25 protein-coding genes are annotated in these 20,800 nt (G+C 63.2%); 16 read left to right on the top strand and 9 right to left on the bottom strand.

The window, feature by feature from the left end; all coding sequences use genetic code 11:
- Window position 1: 1 nt before the first annotated feature.
- The 3 genes from hisH to hisB are packed head-to-tail and all read right to left on the bottom strand — an operon-like array spanning window position 2 to window position 1,734.
- Window positions 2-652 carry an imidazole glycerol phosphate synthase subunit HisH gene (gene hisH, locus LB524_RS07930; protein ID WP_224525028.1) on the bottom strand — a complete coding sequence of 217 codons (651 nt, stop codon included), beginning with the start codon at window positions 650-652 and terminating at the stop codon, window positions 2-4.
- A 1-nt stretch (window position 653) separates the two neighbouring features.
- Window positions 654-1,130 (bottom strand): DUF2628 domain-containing protein, encoded by a 477-nt coding sequence (locus tag LB524_RS07935; protein ID WP_224525031.1) that lies wholly within the window; start codon window positions 1,128-1,130, stop codon window positions 654-656.
- A 4-nt stretch (window positions 1,131-1,134) separates the two neighbouring features.
- Entirely contained in the window at window positions 1,135-1,734 is a 600-nt protein-coding gene (gene hisB, locus LB524_RS07940) for an imidazoleglycerol-phosphate dehydratase HisB (RefSeq protein WP_224525034.1), read from the bottom strand.
- A 232-nt stretch (window positions 1,735-1,966) separates the two neighbouring features.
- Here hisB and hslV point away from each other — a divergent pair, with 232 nt between their 5' ends.
- The 5 genes from hslV (at window position 1,967) to LB524_RS07965 (ending at window position 6,134) form a co-directional block, all read left to right on the top strand.
- Window positions 1,967-2,518 carry an ATP-dependent protease subunit HslV gene (gene hslV, locus LB524_RS07945; RefSeq protein WP_224525036.1) on the top strand — a complete coding sequence of 184 codons (552 nt, stop codon included), beginning with the start codon at window positions 1,967-1,969 and terminating at the stop codon, window positions 2,516-2,518.
- Between the two features lie 47 nt (window positions 2,519-2,565).
- Window positions 2,566-3,081 (top strand): GNAT family N-acetyltransferase, encoded by a 516-nt coding sequence (locus LB524_RS07950; protein WP_224525041.1) that lies wholly within the window; start codon window positions 2,566-2,568, stop codon window positions 3,079-3,081.
- Between the two features lie 8 nt (window positions 3,082-3,089).
- Entirely contained in the window at window positions 3,090-3,692 is a 603-nt protein-coding gene (locus LB524_RS07955) for a DUF2585 domain-containing protein (RefSeq protein WP_224525044.1), read from the top strand.
- 1 nt (window position 3,693) lies between these two features.
- Window positions 3,694-5,004 carry an ATP-dependent protease ATPase subunit HslU gene (hslU, locus tag LB524_RS07960; RefSeq protein WP_015314577.1) on the top strand — a complete coding sequence of 437 codons (1,311 nt, stop codon included), beginning with the start codon at window positions 3,694-3,696 and terminating at the stop codon, window positions 5,002-5,004.
- 170 nt (window positions 5,005-5,174) lie between these two features.
- Window positions 5,175-6,134, top strand: coding sequence for a DUF1402 family protein (locus LB524_RS07965; RefSeq protein WP_140711844.1), 960 nt, complete (start codon window positions 5,175-5,177; stop codon window positions 6,132-6,134).
- Window positions 6,135-6,366: 232 nt separating this feature from the next.
- Here LB524_RS07965 and LB524_RS07970 read toward each other — a convergent pair whose 3' ends face one another.
- Genes LB524_RS07970 through LB524_RS07980 form a run of 3 tightly spaced genes read right to left on the bottom strand, consistent with a single transcriptional unit; the run spans window position 6,367 to window position 9,034 of the window.
- Complete coding sequence (locus LB524_RS07970; protein WP_224525048.1) at window positions 6,367-7,584, bottom strand: NAD(P)/FAD-dependent oxidoreductase; 1,218 nt, start codon at window positions 7,582-7,584, stop codon at window positions 6,367-6,369.
- Window positions 7,585-7,601: 17 nt separating this feature from the next.
- Window positions 7,602-7,916, bottom strand: coding sequence for a MocE family 2Fe-2S type ferredoxin (locus tag LB524_RS07975; RefSeq protein ID WP_224525051.1), 315 nt, complete (start codon window positions 7,914-7,916; stop codon window positions 7,602-7,604).
- A gap of 26 nt (window positions 7,917-7,942) precedes the next feature.
- Complete coding sequence (locus LB524_RS07980) at window positions 7,943-9,034, bottom strand: fatty acid desaturase family protein (protein WP_224525054.1); 1,092 nt, start codon at window positions 9,032-9,034, stop codon at window positions 7,943-7,945.
- Between the two features lie 135 nt (window positions 9,035-9,169).
- On the opposite strand from LB524_RS07980, the gene LB524_RS07985 reads away from it, so the two are divergent.
- From LB524_RS07985 to LB524_RS08015, 7 genes are all read left to right on the top strand, one after another.
- On the top strand, window positions 9,170-10,201 hold the full coding sequence (locus LB524_RS07985) for a LacI family DNA-binding transcriptional regulator (RefSeq protein WP_015314572.1): 1,032 nt from the start codon (window positions 9,170-9,172) through the stop codon (window positions 10,199-10,201).
- Between the two features lie 77 nt (window positions 10,202-10,278).
- The gene (locus LB524_RS07990) at window positions 10,279-11,070 is read left to right on the top strand and encodes a hypothetical protein (protein ID WP_015314571.1); all 792 of its coding nucleotides are present in this window, start codon (window positions 10,279-10,281) and stop codon (window positions 11,068-11,070) included.
- A 334-nt stretch (window positions 11,071-11,404) separates the two neighbouring features.
- Entirely contained in the window at window positions 11,405-12,346 is a 942-nt protein-coding gene (locus LB524_RS07995; RefSeq protein WP_015314570.1) for a sugar ABC transporter substrate-binding protein, read from the top strand.
- A gap of 108 nt (window positions 12,347-12,454) precedes the next feature.
- Window positions 12,455-13,531, top strand: a complete 1,077-nt coding sequence (locus LB524_RS08000; RefSeq protein ID WP_224525057.1) for an ABC transporter permease — start codon at window positions 12,455-12,457, stop codon at window positions 13,529-13,531.
- A gap of 2 nt (window positions 13,532-13,533) precedes the next feature.
- Window positions 13,534-14,316, top strand: a complete 783-nt coding sequence (locus tag LB524_RS08005; RefSeq protein ID WP_015314568.1) for an ATP-binding cassette domain-containing protein — start codon at window positions 13,534-13,536, stop codon at window positions 14,314-14,316.
- A 115-nt stretch (window positions 14,317-14,431) separates the two neighbouring features.
- On the top strand, window positions 14,432-15,427 hold the full coding sequence (gene iolG, locus LB524_RS08010) for an inositol 2-dehydrogenase (RefSeq protein ID WP_224525060.1): 996 nt from the start codon (window positions 14,432-14,434) through the stop codon (window positions 15,425-15,427).
- 30 nt (window positions 15,428-15,457) lie between these two features.
- Complete coding sequence (locus tag LB524_RS08015; RefSeq protein ID WP_224525062.1) at window positions 15,458-16,252, top strand: SDR family oxidoreductase; 795 nt, start codon at window positions 15,458-15,460, stop codon at window positions 16,250-16,252.
- A 35-nt stretch (window positions 16,253-16,287) separates the two neighbouring features.
- Here LB524_RS08015 and LB524_RS08020 read toward each other — a convergent pair whose 3' ends face one another.
- Both LB524_RS08020 and LB524_RS08025 read right to left on the bottom strand, forming a co-directional pair.
- Window positions 16,288-16,713 carry a type II toxin-antitoxin system VapC family toxin gene (locus LB524_RS08020; RefSeq protein ID WP_224525064.1) on the bottom strand — a complete coding sequence of 142 codons (426 nt, stop codon included), beginning with the start codon at window positions 16,711-16,713 and terminating at the stop codon, window positions 16,288-16,290.
- Window positions 16,710-16,955: a type II toxin-antitoxin system VapB family antitoxin gene (locus LB524_RS08025; protein ID WP_015314564.1), complete on the bottom strand. Its 246-nt coding sequence runs from the start codon at window positions 16,953-16,955 to the stop codon at window positions 16,710-16,712. Before LB524_RS08025 ends, LB524_RS08020 begins: the two co-directional genes overlap by 4 nt.
- Before the next feature lie 265 nt (window positions 16,956-17,220).
- On the opposite strand from LB524_RS08025, the gene LB524_RS08030 reads away from it, so the two are divergent.
- The 3 genes from LB524_RS08030 to LB524_RS08040 all read left to right on the top strand — a co-directional run bounded on the left by LB524_RS08030 (window position 17,221) and on the right by LB524_RS08040 (window position 19,287).
- Window positions 17,221-18,312 carry a 3-deoxy-7-phosphoheptulonate synthase gene (locus LB524_RS08030; protein ID WP_224525075.1) on the top strand — a complete coding sequence of 364 codons (1,092 nt, stop codon included), beginning with the start codon at window positions 17,221-17,223 and terminating at the stop codon, window positions 18,310-18,312.
- A 116-nt stretch (window positions 18,313-18,428) separates the two neighbouring features.
- Window positions 18,429-18,794 carry an ArsR/SmtB family transcription factor gene (locus LB524_RS08035; RefSeq protein ID WP_015314562.1) on the top strand — a complete coding sequence of 122 codons (366 nt, stop codon included), beginning with the start codon at window positions 18,429-18,431 and terminating at the stop codon, window positions 18,792-18,794.
- 10 nt (window positions 18,795-18,804) lie between these two features.
- Complete coding sequence (locus tag LB524_RS08040) at window positions 18,805-19,287, top strand: SRPBCC family protein (protein WP_224525077.1); 483 nt, start codon at window positions 18,805-18,807, stop codon at window positions 19,285-19,287.
- A 42-nt stretch (window positions 19,288-19,329) separates the two neighbouring features.
- Here LB524_RS08040 and LB524_RS08045 read toward each other — a convergent pair whose 3' ends face one another.
- Window positions 19,330-19,965: a LysE family translocator gene (locus LB524_RS08045; RefSeq protein WP_140615369.1), complete on the bottom strand. Its 636-nt coding sequence runs from the start codon at window positions 19,963-19,965 to the stop codon at window positions 19,330-19,332.
- Window positions 19,966-20,094: 129 nt separating this feature from the next.
- On the opposite strand from LB524_RS08045, the gene LB524_RS08050 reads away from it, so the two are divergent.
- A complete protein-coding gene (locus LB524_RS08050; protein ID WP_224525079.1) occupies window positions 20,095-20,793 on the top strand; it encodes a helix-turn-helix transcriptional regulator in 699 nt (232 codons plus the stop codon).
- Window positions 20,794-20,800: the final 7 nt, after the last annotated feature.

The raw sequence follows: 20,800 nt of genomic DNA on the forward strand, positions 1-20,800 counted from the left end.
TTCAGGGCCTCCAGCGCAGGAAATTGGTGATCAGCGCCAGGCCCAGCGCCTGGCTCTTCTCAGGATGGAACTGCGTGCCAGCGAGATTGTCACGGGCGACCGTGGCCGTCACCGGGCCCCCATAGTCGGCGACCGCGAGGATCTCGTCCGGTTTTTTTGCGTCGAGATGGTAGGAGTGGACGAAATAGGCATGCAGTCCCGCCGCGCCGGTCGGAATGCCGGAGAACAATGGGTGCTTATGCCTCAATTCGATCGTGTTCCAGCCGATCTGCGGGATCTTCAGCGCCGGATCGGAAGGCGTGATCTCCTTGACGTCCCCCGATATCCAGCCGAACCCGTTGGTGACGGTCTTTTCGAGGCCGCGCTCGGACATCAGCTGCATGCCGACGCAAATTCCCAGGAAAGGCCGGCCCTTGGCGATGGCGACGTCCTCGACCGCCTCCCACATGCCGTCCACGGCACGCAGGCCGGCCGCGCAATCGGCGTAAGCGCCGACGCCGGGCAGGACGATGCGGTCCGCGGTGCGCACCCGGTCGGCATCGGCCGTCAGGTCGATCTCGGCCGCGATGCCGGTCTCGCGCGCGGCGCGCTCGAAGGCCTTGGTGGCCGAGCGCAGATTGCCCGAACCGTAATCGATGATCGCAACCCGCATCTCAGCGCCGTCCCGGAATGTGGGTCAGCCCCAGCGCCATGCCTGGCTGTGCCGGGCGCGCCAAAGCGGCATCTGGGACGATGCGCGGCGCGGGTGCCGCTTCATCCGAAAGCCCTTCGACCTCAAGGGCATAGCGCATGTCGGCGTCGGCGAGCCAGCCGGCCTCGACGACGCCCCACTCATGCCAACCGCGGCGGCGCAGTGCCGCGATGCGCAAGCCCTGTCCTTCCAGTCCGACATAGAGCGAGACGAGCAGCGACAAAAGCGAGCCGGCCACACCGAGCCCAAGTCTCTCGCCAAGCATCGACAGCACGCCCATGACGACAAAGGCGAGCGCCGCTTCGACCCACAGCCGGTGCCAGGCAAGCCACAGCGGCGGCACAAGCAGGCCGAGCCAGGTGAAGCCGTCGCGGACTAAGGTCGTCGTGTCGACTTTCTCGCTGCGGCCAGGTGGCTCCATCACGACATAGGCGGTCATGAGGCTATCCCTTCAAAGAACCCTTGGTGGAGGGAACCGCGTCAGGCTGGCGCGGATCGCGCTCGAGCGCGGCGCGCAGCGCGCGCGCCACCGCCTTGAAGCAGGTCTCGGCGATATGATGGTTGTTGGCGCCATAATGGTTGGTGACATGCAGCGTGATGCCGGCGTTCTGCGCCAATGCCTGGAAGAATTCGCGCACCAGTTCGGTGTCGAAGGTGCCGATCTTGGGCGACGAGAACGACACGTTCCAGACCAGGAAGGGGCGGCCCGACACGTCGATCGCCGCGCGCGTCAGCGTCTCGTCCATGGCAAGGTCGATCGAGGCGTAGCGCATGATGCCGCGCCGCTCGCCCAGCGCCTTGCTCAGGGCCTGCCCGAGCGCGATGCCGGTGTCCTCGACCGTGTGGTGGTCGTCTATGTGCAGGTCGCCCGTTCCCCTGACGGTCATGTCGATCAAGGAATGGCGGGAAAGCTGGTCCAGCATATGGTCGAAGAAGCCGACGCCGGTGGCGATGTCCGATTTGCCGGAGCCGTCGACATGGATCGACACGGAGATGTCGGTTTCCCCAGTCTTGCGGCTTGCATCGGCGGAACGAGGCGCCATCACTCTATCCTTGTGCCATTGGTACAGATCGTGACCGGTTCACGGGTCTCAAGCGCTCGCTGGCTTGAAAACGAGAGCCTTCTAGCAGCATGATCCGGCGATTGCCAGTTGCGATCCCGGCCGCTATCGAGCGGTTTGCAATCATTGGCCCCGTGCATACATATGGCCGATCAAGTCACTCGTACCGCGCCAAATCGCCTTTTGAAGGGATGGTGCGAATCGGAGCCAAGAAATGTCCAATGAATTGACCATGCACGCCACGACCATCGTGACCGTGCGCAAGGGCAACAAGGTGGTGATCGCCGGCGACGGCCAGGTCAGCCTGGGCCAGACCATCATGAAGGGCAATGCCCGCAAGGTCCGCCGCATCGGCAAGGGCGGCAATGTGATTGCCGGTTTCGCGGGCGCCACCGCCGACGCCTTCACGCTGCTGGAACGCCTCGAAGCCAAGCTCGAACAATACCCCGACCAACTGACGCGCGCCTGCGTCGAGCTCGCCAAGGACTGGCGCACCGACCGCTATCTGCGCCGGCTGGAGGCGATGATGCTGGTCGCCGACAAGTCGGTCTCGCTGGCGCTGACCGGCAATGGCGACGTGCTGGAACCCGAATATGGCGTCATGGCAATCGGTTCGGGCGGCAATTACGCGCTGGCCGCGGCGCGCGCGCTGATGGACACCGACAAGGATGCCGAGGAGATCGCCCGCAGGGCGATGCAGATCGCGTCCGATATCTGCGTCTACACCAACAACAATTTCGTCGTCGAAACGCTCGATGCCGCCTGACCCAGACCATGACCCCGCAAGGTGGGAACCGGTTTTCGGAAAAGATCATGGTCAAACGAGAAAGTAGCTACGATTTTCGGCCGGTGACCAAAAAGGATCTCCCGATGATCGCCGGCTGGCTCGCCGAGCCGCATGTCGCAGAGTGGTGGGACGACCCCGTGACGGAAATCGCGGAGATTGCCGATCACATAGACTCGATTTCCGTCGAGCCGCTGATCGTTGAGCTCGACGGAAAGCCGATCGCCTATCTGCAGAGCTATGACCCGCACATGGAAGACGGCCATCCCTATGCCGATCAGCCGTTCGGCACGCTGGGCATCGATGTCTCGATCGGCCGGCCGGAATTGATCGGCATCGGCCATGGCTCAGCCATCGTGCGTCAGTTCGTCGAAGACCTGTTCGAAGAAGGCGTGCCGCGTGTCATCATCGATCCCGACCCCGCCAATCTCAGGGCCATCCGCGCCTATGAAAAGGCGGGATTCCGGGCCATTGATCGCAGGCAGTCGATCCATGGCGACGTCGTGCTGATGGCGATCGATGCCGAAGACGCGCAAGAGGGGTAATCCAGGGCATGGTCACATCCAGCGAGGACAAGGGCCTTTCGGCCTACGAAGACAGCTGGCGGATGGGGCTGCTGATCGTCGCCGGCCTGCTCGTCGCCCAGGCTCTCACGCTCTATCTGATGGGCCATCCGCCGATCTGCACCTGCGGCTATGTCAAGCTGTGGCATGGCGTGGTGAACAGTTCGGAGAACTCCCAGCACATTTCGGACTGGTACACTTTCTCGCACATCATCCACGGCTTCCTGTTCTATGCGCTGGCCCGGTTCCTGTTCCCGCGCTCGCCGATTGGCTTGCGGCTGGCATTCGCCGTCCTCGTCGAGGGCGGCTGGGAAATCCTCGAAAACAGCCCGTTCATCATCGAGCGCTACCGCGCCGGCACCATTTCGCTCGATTATTACGGCGACTCGATCATCAATTCGGTGTCCGACACACTGGCCATGGTGCTGGGATTTGTGATGGCGCGAAGGCTACCTATATGGGTGATCGTCAGCCTCGCCATCCTCTTCGAACTGGGTACCGGCTATCTTATCCGGGACAATCTTACACTCAACGTGATCATGCTGCTGCATCCGTTCGAGGCCATCAAGCAGTGGCAAAGTGGAATTCAGTGATATGAGCACATTTTCTCCCCGCGAAATCGTTTCGGAACTCGACCGCTTCATCATCGGCCAGAAGGACGCCAAGCGCGCCGTGGCCATTGCCTTGCGCAACCGCTGGCGCCGCCAGCAGCTCGAAGGCCAGATGCGCGAAGAGGTGATGCCGAAGAACATCCTGATGATCGGCCCGACCGGCGTCGGCAAGACCGAGATCTCGCGCCGCCTGGCCCGGCTGGCCGGCGCGCCTTTCGTCAAGGTCGAGGCGACCAAGTTCACCGAAGTCGGCTATGTCGGCCGCGACGTCGAGCAGATCATCCGTGACCTGGTCGAAATCGCCATCGGGCTGGTGCGCGAAAAGATGCGCGAGGACGTGAAGGCACGCGCCCATGTCAACGCCGAGGAACGCGTGCTGGAAGCGTTGGTCGGCAAGACGGCGAGCCCGGCGACGCGCGATAGTTTCCGCAAGAAGCTGCGCGACGGCGAACTCGACGACAAGGAAATCGAAATCGAGGTGGCCGACACCGGCAATGGCGGCATGCCCGGCTTCGAAATTCCCGGCATGCCGGGCGCCAATATCGGCGTGCTCAACATCAACGACATGCTGTCGAAGGCAATGGGCGGCAAGAAGACCAAGCTGCGCAAGACGACGGTGAAGGAGTCCTACGACCTGCTGGTCAGCGACGAGTCCGACAAGTTGCTGGACCAGGACGAGGTGGTGCGCCGGGCTCTGGACGCAGCGGAAAATGACGGCATCGTCTTCCTCGACGAGATCGACAAGATTGCCGCCAGGTCGGACATTTCGGGCGGCCCCTCGCGCGAAGGCGTGCAGCGCGACCTGCTGCCGCTGGTCGAGGGCACCACGGTGGCGACCAAATACGGGCCGTTGAAGACGGACCACATCCTGTTCATCGCCTCGGGTGCGTTTCACGTCTCGAAGCCGTCAGACCTGTTGCCGGAATTGCAGGGTCGCCTGCCGATCCGCGTCGAACTGCGTGCGCTGGAGAAGGACGATTTCGTCCGCATCCTGACCGAGACCGAGGCCAGCCTGATCAAGCAGTATATCGCGCTGATGAAAACCGAGGGCGTCGAGCTGACCTTCACCGACGACGCCATCGATTCGCTGGCCGGCGTCGCCGTCGACCTCAATGCCAGCATCGAGAATATCGGCGCGCGGCGGCTGCAGACGGTGATGGAGCGAGTGCTGGACGAGATCTCCTATGATGCGCCCGACCGCAACGGCACGGCCGTCACCATCGATGCTGCTTATGTGCAGAAGCATGTCGGAGACCTCTCCAGAAACACCGATCTGTCGCGGTTCATCCTCTGAACGAAGACGCCGGAGCGGTCCGGCGCGGCATCGAGTACAAACTCCGGCAGGAGCCATGTGTGGCCAGATGGTACCATCTGGCCACCTTTCGTCTCGCCGGATGAAGAGGCGCTCTCGACTCGACCAGGTGCTTTACCTAGTTTGCGCGGCAATTCTCTAGGCGGCGGCGCATGAAAAAACTCATCCTGGTCATTCTCGGCTTGACGCTGGCGGCGACGCTGTTCGCCGCCGACGCGGCGACATTGGTGCCGCCGGGAAACCGCAATGCCGAGCAGCCCGACATTCCCGGCGCCTCCAGTCGCCGCACCCAGGCGACCAACACCAGCTTCCAGGCGAAGTATCGCAAGGTCTACGCGCTGTTGCAGAACGACCCCGACCTGCGCGGCAAGATCAAGAAGGCGGCAAGCGCCTATGGCATCGACCCGATGCACATCGTCGGCGCCATCGTCGGCGAGCACACCTACAATGTCGACGCCTATGACCGGCTGCAGACCTATTATGTCAAGGCGATCTCCTACCTCTCGAGCAAGCTCTCCTTCGCCTATGATGGTGAGGACATCACCGATTTCGTGCAGCGGCCGGAATTCAGGAAGTGCGCCGCGATTTCGGACAGCTACGATCTGTGGGAATGCCGCGAACAGGTTTGGAACCGCTCGTTTCGCGGCAAGACCGTCGGCGGCGAGGATTTCCCCGACAACCGCTTCGGCGCCACCTTCTTCCAGCCCTATTATGCCGGCCAGACCTTCGGTCTCGGCCAGCTCAACCCGCTCACCGCCCTGCAGATGAGCGATCTCGTGCACAAGGTCTCCGGCTTGCCGAAGCTCGACGTCTCCGATCCCAATTCGGTCTACAAGACCATCATGGATCCGGACCTGACGCTTCCTTACGTCGCCGCGACGATCAGGAAGTCGATCGACGCCTATAAGAGCATCGCCGGCTTCGACATTTCGGGCAATCCGGGCCTGACCGCCACGCTCTACAATGTCGGCAATCCGGAACAGCGCGCTTATGCGCTGAAGGTGGAAAACGAAAAACGCCGCGCCACCGGCGAGCCGGAGAAGCTGCCGGAAGAGAATTATTACGGCTGGCTGGTCAACGACAAATTGCCGGAGCTGAAGGCGCTGTTTTAGGGCGGACCCGGCGCGCTGACGTTGATTTGCCAAAGCCGCGCCGCCCCTCATTGTCCTGCCGGACATTTCTCCCCGTGTAGTGACGGGGAGAAAGACGCTGTCATCAATGATTTCGCCAATCGGTGCATGAATTGCGGCGAGGTTGCCATAGCCCCCTTCTCCCCGTTCTACGGGGAGAAGATGCCGGCAGGCAGATGAGGGGCGGCGCCGACATCCACAAGGTGCACGACCCCTATGCCGCCAGCAACGCCTTCAGCTTGACTTCAGGCGATCCCAGCGCGTCCGCCGACGGTTTTGCCCGCTTCGCGATCAGCATCTCGGCCAGCCTGATGTCGCGCGCCACCGCATTGCCCGGGCCGATGCCGCTGGCCGCCACCAGCCTGCCGTCCTCGGCCAGATGAAAGAGGATGAAGGCGCCGTCACCGAGATCGCGGCGCACGGTGCTACGGCCTTCGTCGGATAATCCCGCGATCTGCAGGGACAGGCCATACTGATCCGACCAGAACCACGGCACCGCGGCATGCGGCTCGCCGGCGCCCAGCATGTTCCTGGCCGCCAGTGCGCCCTGTTCCTGCGCGTTGCGCCAGGCTTCCAGCCGCACGCGGCGGCCGCCATAGATGGCAAGCGGGAACGAGCAGCAGTCGCCGGCGGCGAAGATGTCGGGATCGCTGCTGCGCAGTTCTGCGTCGACCGCGATGCCGTTTTCGATGGCCAGGCCGGCCCCCGCCGCCAGTCCGGTCACCGGCACGGCGCCGATGCCGATCACGGCGAGGTCGGCAATGATCTCCCGGCCGCCGGCGAGCGTCACCCGCACCTCCTTGCCGTCGTCGGCGACGGCGGAGATGCCTTCCCCACAGATCACGTCGACACCCTCGGCGACATGCGCGTCATGGGTGATTTCGGCGATCTCGGCCGGAACGCCGCGCATCAGGATGCGCGACTGCGCCTCGATGACGGTGACATCTGTGCCGAGCTTGCGCGCCGCCGCGGCAAGCTCGAGGCCGATGAAGCCGCCGCCGATGACGGCGATGCGATTGCCGGCGCTGAGATGAGCGCGGATGGCCAGCGCATCGGCGAAGGTCCTGAGATAGACGCAGCGCCCGCCAAGGCCAGGCATCGGCAGCTTGCGTGGGGTCGAGCCAGTGGCCAGCAGCAGCTTGTCGTAGGGCAGCACCGAGCCGTCGGACAGGCGCACCGTGTGCGCCGCGCGATCGATCGCGATCGCCTGAACGGAATGGATATGCCGGATCGCTTTTCCCGCCAGGATTTCGTCGCTGGCGATCGCCTTGATTGCAGGCGCGTCGCTGGCCATCGCCTCCTTGGACAGAGGTGGCCTCTCATAGGGCAGATGCGGCTCGTCGCCGACCAGCGTCACCGGCCCGTCATAGCCGAGATCGCGCAGCGTCAGTGCTGCCCGTCCGCCGCATTCGCCGGCCCCGATGATCACCATTCCCGGCGCCATGCCCTTTACCCGATCTGAACCAGCACTTTGCCGGCGTCGACCTTGACCGGATAGGTCCTTAGGTTGACGCAGACCGGCGCGCCCCTGGCCGCGCCCGTCTTGTAGTTGAAGCGGCCATTGTGCTTGGGGCATTCGATGATGTCGTCCATCACCAGCCCGTCGGCGAGATGCACCTTCTCATGCGTGCAAAGTCCGTCGGTGGCGAAATAATCGTCGTCAGCGCTGCGATAGATGGCGAAGGTACGCCCGCCATGATCGAAGCGCATCACATCTTCTTCGTCGATGTCACCGGCGGCACAGGCCTCGACCCAATCGCTCATTCAGTCCTCCCTTGAGTCGTCGGATGTCATTGCGCCGCCGCGGCGACGATGTCGTTGTGGAATTCCTCGCGGTACGGCCTGGCGGTCGGCGGCAGCTCGCGCTTGAGGAAATAATCCTCGTTGCGCAGCTGGCGGCGGAAGGCCGGGATCATCTCGCGGTAACCGGCCAGGATCGAGGGCGTCGGCGCCGGCAAATCGTGCTTGATCAGCGCGTGCAGCCTGGGCAGCGCATGGTAGGGCACCATCGGGAACATGTGATGCTCGACATGGTAATTCATGTTCCAGTAGATGAAGCGGCTGATCGGGTTCATGTAGACGGTACGGCTGTTCAGCCGATGATCGGTGACGTTGTCGGCAAGGCCGCCATGCTGCAGCAGGCCGACCATCACATGATGCCAGGCGCCGTAGAGCCGGGGCAGGCCGACCAGCATCAAAGGCAGGAACGACCCGGTATAGAGTGCCAGCGCGATAGTCGCTGCATAGATCGCCGTCCAGATGCGGGCAATATGGATCGCCTTGGGCTGCTCCTGTTCGGGAATGAAGGTTTTTTCCGCAGCGCTGATGTTGCCTGCGGCGTTGCGCAGCATGTCCGACATCGCGTGCCAGGCGTCGAGCACGCCGACAAAACCGAGGACGAGGCGCGCCAGGTCCGGCGGCCGCATCACCGAGATCTCGGGATCGCGGCCGACGATGATGGTGTCGGTGTGATGGCGCGTGTGGCTCCAGCGCCAGGTCACCGGGTTGCGCATGATCATGAAACAGGCGATCTGATAGACCGCGTCATTCATCCACTGTGTGCGGAACGCGGTTCCGTGGCCGCATTCGTGCCAGCGTGAATCGGTCGACGAGCCGTAGAGCACGCCATAGACGAAGAAGAACGGCACGCACCACCAGCTGCCCCAGAACCAGGCACCGCCGGCGCCGCTGACGATGAGGGCGGTCAGCCACATCGCGGTGTCGCGGATCGCCGGGCCATCGGAGCGCTGCATCAGTTCCTTCATCTGCTTGCGGGGAATGTCGGTGTGATACCACTCGGCGGCCGACAGGCCGTTCTCGACGGCAAGCCGGGCGTCGCGGCCGATCAGGCTGTAGTCACGCCGGGACGGCGCTGCGGTCATGATTGCCTCCCAAGGCAACGGGCTCGATACCCAGAAATAACGCCGCGCCATGATAGACTCAACATCACAAAGATAGTTTCTATCATTTCCTATCAAAGTAAGGTATCGATATCAGGCAATCGAGCGGGGACGATCATGGCGAAACGGCCGACCATCACTGATCTGGCGCGCGTCTCCGGCGTCAGTGTCGCCACGGTGGACCGCGTGCTCAACAATCGCTTGCCGGTGCGCGAGGAAACGGCGCGCCGCGTCTACGAGACCGCGACCGAGATCGGCTATCATGCCGCCGGCCTGATCAAGCAGAGGATGCGCCACGAGCTGCCGGAATACCGGCTAGGCTTCCTGCTTTTGAGAGGCAACGACGTCTTCTACACGGAGTTCGCGCGGCAGCTCGAACTCGCGGTGTCGCAATCGCAGCGCTTCCGCGGCGTCGCCATCATCGACTTCGCCAGTTCGCTGACGCCGGATGAAATCGTCGAGCGCACGCGCAAGCTGGCGGCCAAATGCAGGGCGGTCGCCCTGGTCGGGCCCGATCATCCGGCGCTGACGGTCACCGTCGAGGAGATGAAGGCCAAGGGATTGCCGGTCTTTTCCCTGCTGTCCGACTTCGCGGCCGGCATTCGCGAGGGCTATGTCGGCCTTGACAACCGCAAGGTCGGCCGCACCGCGGCCTGGATGATCTCCAAGGCGGCGAAGCGGCCGGGCAAGGTCGCGCTCTTCGTCGGCAGCCACCGCTTCCACGGCCATGAACTGCGCGAGATCGGCTTCCGCTCCTTCTTCCGCGAGCAGGCGCCGGACTTCACCTTGCTGGAAACGCTGGTCAATCTCGAGGCCAACCAGATCACGCAGGACACGCTGCTCGACCTGCTCGGCCGCCACCCGGACCTCGTCGGCTGCTACGTCGCGGGCGGCGGCATGGAAGGCGCGGTCGCGGCGCTGCGGCAGGCTAGGCCCGCCGAGATGCCGGCGGTCGTCTGCAACGAGATATCGGCGGTCTCGCGGTCCGCCCTGGCGGATGGGGTGCTGACCATGGTGATCTCCACGCCGCTGGCTGCCTTGTGCCGCGAACTGCTCGGCCTCATGGCGCATGCCATCGAGACGGGCGCGGCCAACGCACCCGGCCAGACCTTCCTGCCGTTCGACATCTACCTGCCCGAGAACATCTAGCGAGCTTTGGCCTAAAGCATAGCGCCCGACCTGCATCCAAATTGACGCATTACCGATCGCTAATATATACATACCCAATGGACGGGGATGGGTTTGGGTATATCGCTTTTGGGAGCGACGAGCTCTATGCGCGCGGCGCGCTGTTCAGCGCGCTTCGCTTGCTTCACTATTGCCCGGGTGCCAGGATCACGGTGCTGACCGACCGACCCTCCATTTTCGACGGCTACCCCATCGAAGCGATCGAGCTCACGGCCCAGAGACAGACCGAGATGTCCTTCGGCAATCGATACAGATTTGGCATCAAGGCCGCCGGCATCATCGATCTGCTTCAACGTTGCGAGCGCCTGTTCTTCATGGATGCGGACATGTATCCGACCGGCGACATATCGCGCTGTTTCAACCGAATTTCAGCCTTGTCCTCGATAATGTGGCGGTGCGAAGGGCGCCCAAAGGCTCCCTATCGCTCGCTCGAAGGCGAGGGGCTCTCCATTGGAGGCCGCATCCTGATCGGAGATGAAACGATGTGGGCGAGCGGCGTCCTTGGCGTTCATCATCACAACATTCCGGCGCTGGAGCGAGCATACGCGGCCAGCGAGAAAGTCAGTGAAATCGTGCATTTGCACACCCCGGAACAATTCTGTACCGGCGTCGCGCTATCCCAGGATGGGCGAACGATCAGCCGCCACTGGCTGCCGATCCGCAACTACAGTACCAGGGGAAAGAAGCTCCATGCCCGAAGGCGAATTGGAGCTTTCTTCGATCTCAACGGCAAGCTCAGTGTCGAACGGCAGGTGAAGCAGGCGGCGTCGTGCAGGGTCTGGAGAGCGCCGCTCGACCTCTTGTTGCAGAGAGACATCTGGCATTTCTGAACGCCATGCCATCGCCCGCCGACGGCATCCAAGGAATGGACCCGGCGCGCAGACGCCGTCGGCTCCGCACCGCATTCCCGTGTCCGCCAAAATCGCACATCCGGTTCTGGAATCTCCCTTGACGCCTCCCGAGCAAATGGAATAAATATTTCACCAGTCACGTATTTTGGTTCTTTCGTTCCGGAACATCTGTTTCATCAAGAGGCCTTGGCGTTCCAGCAAACGGCAGGCGCAACCCGGGGAGAGAGACGGTAATCGGGAGAGATTCCCCAGGCAGAACGGGGATTCCGGAGAGATCGGTGCAACCGGACACCAAAAGTGGAGGAGAAATACAATGAAGAAACTGCTTTTGGGCGTCGCCTTCGCGGCGCTGATGAGTTCATCGGCCATGGCCGCCAAGATCGGCGTGTCGATGGCCAAGTTCGACGACAATTTCCTCACCGTGCTGCGCAACGGCATGATCGAGCAGGCCAAGGGCATGAGCGGCGTCGAGTTGCAGGTCGAGGACGCGCAGAACGACGTCGCCAAGCAACTCGACCAGATCAAGAACTTCGCCGCTTCGGGCGTCGACGCCATCATCGTCAACCCGGTCGACACCTCGGCCACGCAGGCGATGTCGGATGCGGCGGCCGCGGCCAAGATCCCGCTGGTCTATGTCAACCGCCAGCCGGTCAATGTCGACACGCTGCCAGACAACCAGGCCTTCGTCGCCTCGAACGAGGCCGATTCCGGCACGCTCGAAACCAAGGAAGTCTGCCGCCTGTTCAAGGAAGCCGGCAAGAAGGAAGCCAATGTCTATGTGATCATGGGCGAGCTTTCCAACCAGGCCGCCGTGCAGCGCACCAAGGACATCGACGATGTCATCGCCACACCGGACTGCAGCTTCATCAAGATCATCGACAAGCAGACCTCGAACTGGGATCGCGACCAGGCGCAGAACCTGATGACCAACTGGCTGTCGACCGGCAAGAAGTTCGACGGCGTCATTGCCAACAATGACGAAAGCGCCATCGGCGCCATCCAGGCGATGAAGGCCGCCAACATCGACATGAAGTCGGTTGTCGTCGGCGGCGTCGACGCCACCCAGGACGCGCTTGCCGCCATGCAGGCGGGCGACCTTGATGCCACCGTCTTCCAGGACGCCGCCGGCCAGGGCGCGGGGGCGCTGGATGCCGCGCTGAAGCTCGCCAAGGGCGAGAAGGTCGAGCACAAGGTCTATGTCCCGTTCCAGCTGGTCACGCCGGCCAACATCGACAAGTTCCTGAAGAAGAACTGAGCCGCGGACATACGGAGCGGCGCTCTCGCGCAGCGACAGCGCCGCTCCGCTTCCCTCGGCGCCCGAAGATGCTCGGGGAACGACCGCGGCTGACGGAGGATAGAAGAATTGGCACAGACATCTCACGGCGTCGGCGGGGTCAGCTATGACGCCAGGAAGCGCACATGGCCGGCCGAATTCAACGTCTTCCTGGCGCTCGTCATCCTCGTCGTCGTCTTCGAACTGATCGGCCGGGTCTTTCTCGGCGACAGCTTCCTGTTCAACACCCGCAGTGACGTCTCCGGCCTCTTCAACGAGGCGCGCCTGCAGATCATCATTCTGCAGGTGTCGATCGTCGGCATCATCGCCATCGGCGTCACGCAGGTGATCATTACGGGTGGCATCGACCTGTCCTCCGGCTCGATCGTCGGCGCGACGGCCATGATCGCTATGAGCTTTGCCCAGGTGGCGACCGTCAACGGCAATCCCAACCCCAAGGCGATGTTCCTGGCCCAGGGCTGGACCGACCTGCCCGTGATCGTCCCGGTGCTGGTGGCGATCGGCTGCGGCCTGCTCGCCGGCCTCGTCAATGGCGCGCTGATCGCCTACACGCGCATCCCGCCCTTCATCGCCACGCTCGGCATGATGGTGACCGCGCGGGGCATCGCCAAATGGTGGTCGAAGGGCCAGCCGATCTCGTTCCCGACGGACAGTTTCGCCGCCATCGGCAAGGGCCTGATGCCCGTCATCATCTTCCTGTCGCTGGCCGTGCTGTTCCAGCTGATCATGACCTACACCAGATATGGCAAGCACTGCTACGCGATCGGCTCCAACGAGGACGCAGCGCGCATGTCTGGCATCAAGATCGCCAACCACAAGATCCTCGTCTATGTCATCGCCGGCATTCTCGCCGCGCTCGCCGCCGTCGTGCTCTCCTCCAAGAACCTCACCGCCCAGGCCGGCATGGGCGTCATGTACGAACTCGATGCCATCGCCATGGCGGTCATCGGCGGCGTCTCGCTGTCGGGCGGCCGCGGCTCCATCATCGGCACGGTGATCGGCGCGCTGATTTTCGGCGTTATCATCTCCGGCTTCACCTTCCTGCGCCTCGACGCCTACTACCAGGAGATGGTCAAGGGCGTGATCATCGTAGGCGCGGTCGTTCTCGACCAGTGGCGTCAACGCATGCGGGCATTGAGGGCTTGACCATGCCAGATATCTCCACGACAGACATCGTCCTGAAGACCGAAAACCTGACCAAGCGCTATGGCGGCGTGCATGCGCTTGAAGGCGCCAATTTCGAGCTGCGCAAGGGCGAGCATGTCGCCATCATGGGTGACAACGGCGCCGGCAAGTCGACCTTCGTGCGCCAGATCACCGCCGTCGAGCAGCGGACCAGCGGCCAGGTCTGGTTCGATGGCAAGGAAGTGAATTTCGCCGGTCCGATCGAGGCCCGCGAGGCAGGCATCGAGACGGTGTTCCAGAACCTGGCGCTGGCCGACGACCTCGACGTGCCGTCGAACCTGTTCCTCGGCCGCGAAAAAGTGCTGTTCAATCTCGGACCGTTCTCGATCCTCGACCGCAAATACATGCGCAAGGCAACCGAGGCGGCGCTGGTCCGCACCGCGGTCAAGATCCCCAACCTCTCCAACACCATCCGCCATATGTCGGGCGGCCAGCGGCAGTGCGTGGCGATCGCCAGGACGGCGACCTTTGCCTCCAAGCTGATCATCATGGACGAGCCGACGGCGGCTCTCGGCGTGCAGGAGACGGCGCAGGTCGAAAACATCATCCGCACGCTGAAGGACAATGGCGAGCCGCTGATCCTGATCAGCCACAACATGCGCCAGGTGTTCGACCTTTGCGACCGCATCGTGGTGTTCCGGCGCGGCCGCATCGTCGCCAATCTGCGCAAGGAAAATACCGACGGCCAGGACATCGTATCCTATATCACCGGCGCCAAGACCGGCGAGGCGGAACTCGCGGCCTAAGGGCCGGGCTCGGAGGCGATGGTCATCGCCTTCCCGTCGATTTGTCTTGACCGGAAAATCATTCAGCGCCCATGACCGGCGCCCCGCTTCGAACCATCCCCAGAGGAAAATATCCATGACTGTTCGCTTCGCCCTCCTTGGTGCCGGCCGCATCGGCAAGGTCCACGCCCGCGCCGTGGGTTCCAACCCCCAGGCAAAACTGGTCGCCGTGGCCGATGCCTTCGAGAAGGCGGCGAGCGAATTGGCTGTTGCCTATGGCGCCGAGGTGCGCAGCATCGACGAAATCGAGAAGTCCAAGGACATCGACGCGGTCGTCATCTGCACGCCGACCGACACCCATGCCGATTTGATCGAGCGCTTCGCCAAAGCCGGCAAGGCGATCTTCTGCGAGAAGCCGATCGACCTCGACGTCAAGCGGGTCGAGCAGTGCCTGGCCGTTGTCGACAAGGTCAAGGCGACGCTGATGGTCGGCTTCAATAGGCGTTTCGACCCGCATTTCGCCGCCGTGCGCAAGGCGATCGACGACGGAGCCATCGGCACCGTCGAGATGGTCACCATCACCTCGCGCGATCCCGGCGCGCCACCCATCGACTACATCAAGCGCTCGGGCGGCATTTTCCGCGACATGACCATCCATGATTTCGACATGGCGCGCTTCCTGCTCGGCGAGGAGCCTGTCGCGGTCAGCGCGCACGCCTCGGTGCTGGTCGACAAGAAAATCGGCGAAGCCGGCGATTTCGACTCGGTCAGCGTCATCCTCGAAACGGCTTCGGGCAAGCAGGCAGTCATCTCCAATTCGCGCCGCGCCACCTATGGCTACGACCAGCGCATAGAGGTGCACGGCTCGAAGGGCATGGTGGCGGCCGAGAACCAGCGGCCGGTGTCGATCGAGCTCGCCAACGAGAAGGGCTACACGCGCCCGCCGCTGCACGACTTCTTCATGACCCGCTACCTCGACGCCTATGCCCTCGAGATCGCCGCCTTCATCGCGGCGGCGACATCAGGCAAGAAGGCGGCGCCGAGCGGCGCTGATGGCCTCGTGGCGCTGAAGCTGGCAGATGCCGCTCTGAAGTCGGCGACCACGGGCAAGACCATTCGTCTCGACAAGTAAGAACCGGACCCAACGCACAGGAGCAGAGCGATGAGCGCATCCGCCGATCGCAATTCGAACACACGCGCCATCGTCACCGGCGGTGCGCAAGGCATAGGATTCGCGGTCGCCGAAGCGCTGGCCAACGAAGGCTGCCGGGCGCTGGCGCTCATCGGCCGCTCGCAGGAGAAGGGCGACAAGGCAGTCGCTCATTTCAGGAAATCAGGCGTCGACGCGATCTTCATCAGCGCCGACGTCTCGAAGGTGGCCGACTGCAAGCGCGCGGTCGCCACCGCGCTCTCGCATTTCGGTACGATCAACGCGCTGGTCAACGCCGCCGCCACCTCGGCGCGCGGCTCGCTGGTCGAGACCTCAGAAGAGCTGTTCGACCAGATATTCGACACCAATGTGCGCGGCCCGTTTTTCCTGATGCAGGGCGTGGTGGCGCATCTCTTGGAGAAGAAGGCGCCCGGATCGATCGTCAACGTGCTGTCGATGTCGGCGCATACCGGGCAGTCCTTCCTGACGCCCTATTCGACCAGCAAGGGCGCGCTGATGACGCTGACCAAGAACGTCGCCAACGCCTATCGCTTCAACCGCATCCGCTGCAACGCCGTGCTGCCCGGCTGGATGGACACCGAGGGCGAAGACATCGTGCAGAAGAAATGGCACGATGCGCCCGACGACTGGCTGGCGAAGGCCGAAGCCGCGCAGCCGATGGGCCAATTGGTCAAGCCGGACCAGCTCGCGCGGCTGATCAGCTATATGGTCAGCCCGCAATCGGGCGTCATGACCGGATCGCTGGTCGACTACGACCAGAGCATCGCGGGGTCGGCGCCGGAGTAGGTTCATGCGAGCGATCTGCGTGGCGCACCTTGAATCTATCCTATGTCTGTCTTTGTGAAATCCTGGCCGGTGTAGAGCAAAGCCAAATGATATGCCTTGCAACAGGCGTAGGAAAAGCAATCGCCCATGTTGAGCTGCGCCGGCGAATCGACACCCTTGCCGTAACTGCGTGCGGCTTCGATGGCGAGCCGCCCGACTTCGGCCGAAATGAGGACCTCGCCGATCCCCAAATCCTGCACGAAACGGTCCACGGCCGCATTCGCCTTTGCGACTGCCGCCGGTTGGATGGGTGAAGGCAGGGGGGTCTTTGAACGCGCCAAGGCCATTGCGGTCTCGAAACGAACGATCGCCGAAATGAAGAAAGGCCCGCCATGGGCATCCATCCGGGCGGCGAGTTCTCCTGCCGTGGACTCCGGACGCAACAGAGCGACGACCGCCGAAGCGTCAATGAATAAGCTCATAGCCCCCCTGAAAGCTCGTCCGAATAGGCTCTCATGTCGAAGTCAGGATTATCCGCTCCGATTTCGCCAGCCATTCTGACTGCCTCCGCCAAGCGTTCCGACACAGTTTGGGCACTGCGGGCGCGCTCAATTTCATGCGTCAGGGCCCGGCGAACCGCCTCGGCTTTGCTCGGCGCCTTCGTGAGGCGCTGCACCTCAAGTACCAGCCGGTCGACTTCCCGGTCCTTCACATAAAGCGGCATTGGAGCATATCCTCTTTGGAATATCCAACATATACCTTCTTACATATTCAAACAAGACGCCAATCAGGTGCGTGACATTCAACGCGAGTTCAGCTATAGCCCACGCATGATCAACCTGACCGCCACGTATTGGTACTTTAGGAGCTCGCTGGCGGCGGGAGGATTGCGCTCGATCTGAAGATTGCAGCAACAAGATCCGAACAGCCGCCAGACCTGGCGGCTTTTTTGTTTCAGCCGGCAGGTTCCCAAACAGGAGCAGAAAGCCGTGTTGACCACCACAGACGACCTCCGGGTCAAGGAACTGAGACTGCTGAGCACGCCGGACGAGGTGATGCGCGAGATACCGCGCTCACTCACGGCGACACGCACCGTTGCCGCCTCGCGCAACGCCATTCACTCCATCCTCACCGGGGCCGACGATCGGCTTGTCGTCATCGTGGGCCCTTGTTCCATCCACGATCCGGTCGCGGCCGTTGATTATGCCAGCCGTCTGGCGGCGCTGCGCGAGGCTCTGTCCGACCGGCTCGAGATCGTCATGCGCGTCTATTTCGAGAAGCCGCGCACCACGGTCGGCTGGAAAGGCCTCATCAACGATCCCGACCTGGATGGCAGCTTCAACATCGACAAGGGGTTGCGGATGGCACGCAACGTGCTTTCCGCCGTCAACAATCTCGGCCTGCCGGCGGCGACCGAATTCCTCGATATGACGACGCCGCAATACATTGCCGACCTCGTCGCCTGGGGCGCCATTGGCGCGCGCACGACCGAGAGCCAGATCCATCGCGAGCTGGCCTCGGGTCTCTCCTGCCCGGTCGGCTTCAAGAACGGCACCGACGGCAATCTCAGGATCGCCGGCGAGGCGGTGAAGTCGGCCGCCCAGCCGCATCATTTCATGGCGGTGACCAAAGGCGGACGCAGCGCCATCGCGGCGACCACCGGCAATGAGGATTGCCATGTCATCCTGCGCGGTGGCGTTCAGCCCAACTACGATGCGGCAAGCGTCGAAGCCGCATCGGTCGAACTCGTCCGCATCGGTATCGCCCCCCGTCTGATGATCGACGTCAGCCATGCCAACTCAGCCAAGAAGCCGGAGAACCAGCCCAAGGTCGCGGCCGATGTCGCGGGCCAAGTGGCGGCTGGCGACGAGCACATCATCGGCGTCATGATCGAGAGCAATCTCGTCGCCGGCCGGCAGGATGTCGTGCCCGGCAAGCCACTGGTCTACGGCCAGAGCATCACCGATGGCTGCATCGACTGGGCGACCACGGAGACGGTGCTGCACGGTCTCGCGGGCGCTGTCGAATGGCGCCGGTCGGCGCGCCGCAACTTGCTGGACAGCCGGCAAGGCGCCGCCTGATCTGGGGGAGCATAAGGGCGGCGCTTCCAGTTTCAGTCCAGGACCACGCCGCTCCTAGGCCCCGCAGCGCTCACCTCCTTGCATGTCACCGATCCGCGTGTTACATACTGAACCAAATGGTTCAGTATTCTCCTGCCCGCCTGGATGCCTCGTTCGCCGCGCTTTCGGACGCCACCCGACGCGGCGTTCTGGAGCAGCTCGGCCGTGCGGATGCCTCGATCACGGACTTGGCCCAGAAATTCCATATGACCCTCACGGGCATGAAGAAGCATGTCGGCGTTCTGGAGCAGGCAGGCCTCGTCACGACGCGGAAGGTCGGGCGCGTGCGGACCTGCAAGCTCGGCCTGCGCCGCCTGGAGGAGGAGACGGGATGGATCGAGAGATACCGCCAGCTCTGGGCCGCACGCTTCGACGAGCTGGACAAGGTTGTCGAGGAAATGAAACGGAAGGAGGAAGCCGATGGACGAAACAAGAGCGAATGAGCCCACCCCCATGCAGAACCGCACGACGGTGGAACGGAAGTCCGACCGCGAGCTGGTCGTCACGCGAAGCTTCGACGCGCCGGCCCGCATCGTGTTCGAGGCCTGGACAAAGCCCGAGCTGTTCAAGCAGTGGTGGACGCCGAAATCGATGGGCATGTTCCTGCGTTCCTGTGAGATGGATGTTCGTGTCGGAGGCGGGTACCGTTTGGTGTTCGGGCATGATGACTCGCACCCTGCCGAGTTCTTCGGCAGGTATCTCGAAGTGACACCGCCCACGCGTCTCGTCTGGACCAATGACGAAGGTGGTGACGGTGGACCCGTGACCACAGTGACCTTCGAGGAAAAAGGCGGCAAGACGCTGCTGGTCATGCACGAGGTCTATCCCTCGAAGGAGGCCCTCGACGCCGCCGGCACCGGGGCGGCGGATGCGATGGCCGAGACGTTCGGGCAGTTGGACGAGCTTCTCGCCACGCTTCGGCACGGCGCCGCCTGATCCGGCAGGCGCCAGAAGGCGGCGGTTCGGTTCAGCCCGAGACTACGCCGCCCTCAGCCCTTCCCATGCGGTGAACACGGAGACCGCGAAGAGCAGCAGCCCGGCCGCCCGGCCGGCAAGGATGGTCACCCGTGGATTGGCGATCAGAAGCTTGCGGCTGCGGCCGGCCGATATTGCGAGCCCGCCATAGACCGCGGCCTGCGTCAGCACGGTCAGCAGGCCCATGATCGTCGCCTGCATCCAGATCGGGCCGTAGTCCGGTTTCAGGAACTGCGGATAGACGGCGAGCACGAAGAGGTAGGCCTTCGGGTTGATCAGGCACGTCACCAAGCCCTGGCGAAACGCCTTCCATGCCGAGCGGCTGCCGGCGGGGCCCTCGTTGCCGACGGTGATGGAGCTGCGCATCAGCGTGATGCCGATGAAGGCCATATAGGCGGCGCCCGCAAGCAGCAGCGGCTTGAACAGGATCGGCAAGAAATGCACCAGCAGGCCGACGCCGATAGCGCCGTTCAGCGTGTGCACCATGCCGCCGACCATGATGCCGCCGGTCGCGGCAAGACCCCTGTCGCGGCCGCCGGTCAACGCATTGGCAAGCACGAACAGCATGTCCATGCCTGGAACGGCGATGATGCCGAACAGGAGGATAAAGAACAGCCAGAGATTTTCAGCATAGCCCATGTCAGTTGCCTTTTGTTCCGCTCGGCCCAGCCTCGGCGGAACCTGTTGATTTTCAAATCGATAGGCAGTCCTATAGGCAGGCCCAACTGACGATGGTGTGTCAGTTGTGATCGGTACCGGGTTAGAAAAATGCGCAAGGCGTCACGCCTGTTCGAGATCATCCAGATCCTGCGGCTGGCGCGGCAGCCGGTGACGGCGGCAATGATCGCCGGGCAACTGGAAGTGACGATCCGCTCGATCTATCGCGACATCGCGGCGCTGCAGGCGATGCGCGTGCCGATCGAGGGTGGCCGTGGCATCGGCTACATCCTGCGCCCCGGCTTCGACTTGCCGCCACTGATGTTTTCGATCGAGGAAATGGAGGCGATCGTCCTGTCGCTGGCGCTGCTCGAGCGCACGGGCGACGACGAGCTCAAGCAGGCGGCCAAGCGCGTCGGCGCCAAGATCGCCGGCGCGGTGCCGTCGCCCTTGCGCCAGACGCTCGACGCCAATGCGTTGCACGCCTGGGGCTTCGCCGCGCCCTCCGCAGGCGCGATCGATCTGGCGCTGGTGCGCCGCGCCATACGCGACGAGGAGAAGCTCGAGCTCTCCTATCGCGACGAGCTTGGCCGCGCTTCCGAGCGCCTCATCCGCCCGATCGCTCTGATCTATTACGCCGAAACCGCCAACATCGTCGCCTGGTGCGAGTTGCGCCAGGCGATCCGCAACTTCCGCAGCGACCGCATCGAGGATTGCCGGCCGACCGGGCTACGTTTCAAGGGCGAAGGCGATCGTTTGCGGCAGGTCTGGGTCGACGGATGGGAAGTCAATGCAGCGGCCGCCGGCTAAAGCGACC

Source organism: Mesorhizobium sp. ESP6-5 (assembly GCF_020164695.1).
Taxonomy (GTDB): domain Bacteria; phylum Pseudomonadota; class Alphaproteobacteria; order Rhizobiales; family Rhizobiaceae; genus Mesorhizobium; species Mesorhizobium australicum.

Bases quoted from the DNA above. Each gene is read 5' to 3' on its own strand.
- iolG (WP_224525060.1), top strand. From the start codon at position 14,432: ATGACTGTTCGCTTCGCCCTCCTTGGTGCCGGCCGCATCGGCAAGGTC.
- LB524_RS07995 (WP_015314570.1), top strand. From the start codon at position 11,405: ATGAAGAAACTGCTTTTGGGCGTCGCCTTCGCGGCGCTGATGAGTTCA.
- LB524_RS07990 (WP_015314571.1), top strand. From the start codon at position 10,279: ATGGACGGGGATGGGTTTGGGTATATCGCTTTTGGGAGCGACGAGCTC.
- LB524_RS07975 (WP_224525051.1), bottom strand. From the start codon at position 7,916: ATGAGCGATTGGGTCGAGGCCTGTGCCGCCGGTGACATCGACGAAGAA.
- LB524_RS07950 (WP_224525041.1), top strand. From the start codon at position 2,566: ATGGTCAAACGAGAAAGTAGCTACGATTTTCGGCCGGTGACCAAAAAG.
- LB524_RS07965 (WP_140711844.1), top strand. From the start codon at position 5,175: ATGAAAAAACTCATCCTGGTCATTCTCGGCTTGACGCTGGCGGCGACG.
- LB524_RS08050 (WP_224525079.1), top strand. From the start codon at position 20,095: ATGCGCAAGGCGTCACGCCTGTTCGAGATCATCCAGATCCTGCGGCTG.
- LB524_RS07970 (WP_224525048.1), bottom strand. From the start codon at position 7,584: ATGGTGATCATCGGGGCCGGCGAATGCGGCGGACGGGCAGCACTGACG.
- LB524_RS07935 (WP_224525031.1), bottom strand. From the start codon at position 1,130: ATGACCGCCTATGTCGTGATGGAGCCACCTGGCCGCAGCGAGAAAGTC.
- LB524_RS08025 (WP_015314564.1), bottom strand. From the start codon at position 16,955: ATGCCGCTTTATGTGAAGGACCGGGAAGTCGACCGGCTGGTACTTGAG.
- LB524_RS08015 (WP_224525062.1), top strand. From the start codon at position 15,458: ATGAGCGCATCCGCCGATCGCAATTCGAACACACGCGCCATCGTCACC.
- LB524_RS08005 (WP_015314568.1), top strand. From the start codon at position 13,534: ATGCCAGATATCTCCACGACAGACATCGTCCTGAAGACCGAAAACCTG.
- hslV (WP_224525036.1), top strand. From the start codon at position 1,967: ATGTCCAATGAATTGACCATGCACGCCACGACCATCGTGACCGTGCGC.
- LB524_RS08035 (WP_015314562.1), top strand. From the start codon at position 18,429: ATGGTTCAGTATTCTCCTGCCCGCCTGGATGCCTCGTTCGCCGCGCTT.
- LB524_RS07955 (WP_224525044.1), top strand. From the start codon at position 3,090: ATGGTCACATCCAGCGAGGACAAGGGCCTTTCGGCCTACGAAGACAGC.
- LB524_RS07980 (WP_224525054.1), bottom strand. From the start codon at position 9,034: ATGACCGCAGCGCCGTCCCGGCGTGACTACAGCCTGATCGGCCGCGAC.
- LB524_RS08020 (WP_224525064.1), bottom strand. From the start codon at position 16,713: ATGAGCTTATTCATTGACGCTTCGGCGGTCGTCGCTCTGTTGCGTCCG.
- hslU (WP_015314577.1), top strand. From the start codon at position 3,694: ATGAGCACATTTTCTCCCCGCGAAATCGTTTCGGAACTCGACCGCTTC.
- hisB (WP_224525034.1), bottom strand. From the start codon at position 1,734: ATGGCGCCTCGTTCCGCCGATGCAAGCCGCAAGACTGGGGAAACCGAC.
- hisH (WP_224525028.1), bottom strand. From the start codon at position 652: ATGCGGGTTGCGATCATCGATTACGGTTCGGGCAATCTGCGCTCGGCC.
- LB524_RS08040 (WP_224525077.1), top strand. From the start codon at position 18,805: ATGCAGAACCGCACGACGGTGGAACGGAAGTCCGACCGCGAGCTGGTC.
- LB524_RS08045 (WP_140615369.1), bottom strand. From the start codon at position 19,965: ATGGGCTATGCTGAAAATCTCTGGCTGTTCTTTATCCTCCTGTTCGGC.
- LB524_RS07985 (WP_015314572.1), top strand. From the start codon at position 9,170: ATGGCGAAACGGCCGACCATCACTGATCTGGCGCGCGTCTCCGGCGTC.